Genomic DNA, 2,249 nt, shown 5'->3' with positions numbered 1-2,249 from the left:
GCTTCGGACATATCTTGTCCCGATACGAAACTACCTTGGTTTTGTCTCAAGAATTCTAGCACTTCATCACGCATAGTTTAGAGCCCCTTTCTTTGTCAACCTAGGTTTACAATTCGATTGTACAAGTGTCCCCTATAAAAAGCAAGGATTATTTATAATAATTAATGGTATAATATTTATAGTATTAAGTTATACATTATATAAGTGATAACAATAAGGCTGTTTATTATTATCTGGGGAGACACATGCAACAGTTTACATTAGAGGAAAAAAATACGGTTCTAGAAAATCCGTTTATACATATTCATAGGAAACTTGATGTCCTGCTAAATGTAGGGAAGCTACTCATGGAGTGCGGTGCCGATACTAACCGCATTACCGAGGAAATACTAAAATCAGCTACCTTTATGGGCATTCCTCATGATTATTTAAATATACATATATCGTATACAATGCTCATGATCAACTTACATCACAATGAGCATAATATAACAGTGTTCAAAAAAACGCCCGTCCATGTACCTAATATGGCCATGATTAATGCAGTATCTAAACTAACTTGGCGAGCCTTTGAACGACATTATTCACTTACAACTTATGAACAGTTAATTTCAAAATTAGATTCCACTATTCCAGTATATCCTGATTGGATAAAGGGTATTGCTTGTGCCCTCGGATCAGCAGGCCTTGCCTTTTTGTATAGTGGCGATATGATAGCTTTTATTGTAACTGTTATTTGTTCTCTAATCGGTTATTTTGGTCGTACCTTATCGGTACGCTTTGGTTGCAATGAATATGTAGGCATTGCAATTGGCGGCTTTGCCGCCATGGTTTCTGCCTATGGTTTCTATTCACATATTGAACAAGATTCGTTAGTTTACGTTCTTGTTTGTTGTACCTTATTTATGATACCTGGTGTACCGCTTATAAACTCCGTTATCGATACCATCAACAACCATATTTTATCGGGAATTACAAGAGCTATTAGAACGATCCTTATCGTTGGTAGCATGACCTTAGGCATGGCCATGGCATTATACTTTAACCCTATGCCAGCCTTTAGCTTTGTAGATATTAAGCCTCATGTCTTATCGATTGAGCAAATTATAGGGGCTTTTACAGCCGCTGCTTCCTTTGCAGTACTCTTTAACGCTCCTGTGCGATTACTAGTATCCATTGGCATTGGCGGTGTATTATGCGTATTTATCCGCAATTTATTAGCTGTTGAATTTGGCTTTTCCATTCCAGGTGCTACCTTTGTAGGCGCTGCTGTAATGAGCGTAATTTATGTAAAAGTTTCTACGTGGCTAAAAACATCTAGTACAATCATCATCGTCCCATCTGCCATAGCTTTAATGCCTGGTATTTTATATTACAGATTCCTCTTTGATATGCTTCATATCGATGCACTATCAGAATCTGGTTTACTTCATATGGTTCAAAACGGTGTAACAGGCATCCTCACTATTGTAAGTATTGCCGTAGGTGTAGCAATTCCAAATGTACTGGCTCAAAAATATTTGAAAGCACGAAAAGAGCGTAGAATTCAACAGCACTTGGCAACACGTCATATTAACGATAGCCAATAGATATGCCTGACCAACTACATTACTAGCTTCGCAATATAGATAGCATACTAATTACCTATAGCTAGTAATAGATAATTATAATCAAAAGAGCATATATAAAAAGAGCTAGCCCTCTAAGAAGGCTAGCTCTTTTTATTTGAACAAAGTCCATTATTTTATTTCATTAGATGGTGTTTCACTAAGATTTACTACAGACGTAGTAGCTTCTTTAGCTTCAACAACCTCTGGCACTACAACACCTTCTGCTTCAGTAGCTACTTCAGACTCCTCAGCTTCAGGTTCTTTTGTTGTACCATATTTGTAAAGATTATCTACCGCTTTCGCATCGATGGTTTCTTCTTCTAACAAAGCATTTGCCATGTCATGTAAGAATTTTTCGTTCTCGCTAAGAAGTTTTGTTACATCTCTGTAAGCTTCTTCTACGATACGATGAATTTCGGAGTCGATTTTCGCAGCGATTTCTTCACTATAATTGCGCTCATGGCCTAGGTTTTTCCCCAAGAAGATTTGTTCTTGTTGTTCACCAAATACGATAGGACCAAGCTCATCGCTCATCCCCCAACGAGTTACCATGGCACGAGCAGTATTAGTTACACTTTGAAGGTCCCCAGAAGCACCTGTACTGATTTCATCTAAAATCAAGGCTTCTGCAATTCGACC

Annotated in this window: 1 protein-coding gene and 1 pseudogene; one reads left to right on the top strand and one right to left on the bottom strand. The window is 37.8% G+C overall.

Annotated features, from left to right (window positions below; all coding sequences use genetic code 11):
• Positions 1-245: 245 nt before the first annotated feature.
• Positions 246-1,589: a threonine/serine exporter ThrE family protein gene (locus Q0507_RS08450; protein WP_298715030.1), complete on the top strand. Its 1,344-nt coding sequence runs from the start codon at positions 246-248 to the stop codon at positions 1,587-1,589.
• Between the two features lie 150 nt (positions 1,590-1,739).
• Here Q0507_RS08450 and Q0507_RS08445 read toward each other — a convergent pair.
• Positions 1,740-2,249 (bottom strand): annotated as a pseudogene (locus Q0507_RS08445) (cell division protein FtsH); the annotation flags it as partial.

Source organism: uncultured Veillonella sp. (genome assembly GCF_938010505.1).
In the GTDB taxonomy this organism is placed as follows: Bacteria; Bacillota; Negativicutes; order Veillonellales; family Veillonellaceae; genus Veillonella.
Note: the sequence above shows the minus strand (reverse complement) of the source record. Positions and strands in the feature narration are given on the sequence as shown.

Coding starts and splice junctions, on each gene's coding strand:
- Q0507_RS08450 (WP_298715030.1), top strand. CDS start 246: ATGCAACAGTTTACATTAGAGGAAAAAAATACGGTTCTAGAAAATCCG.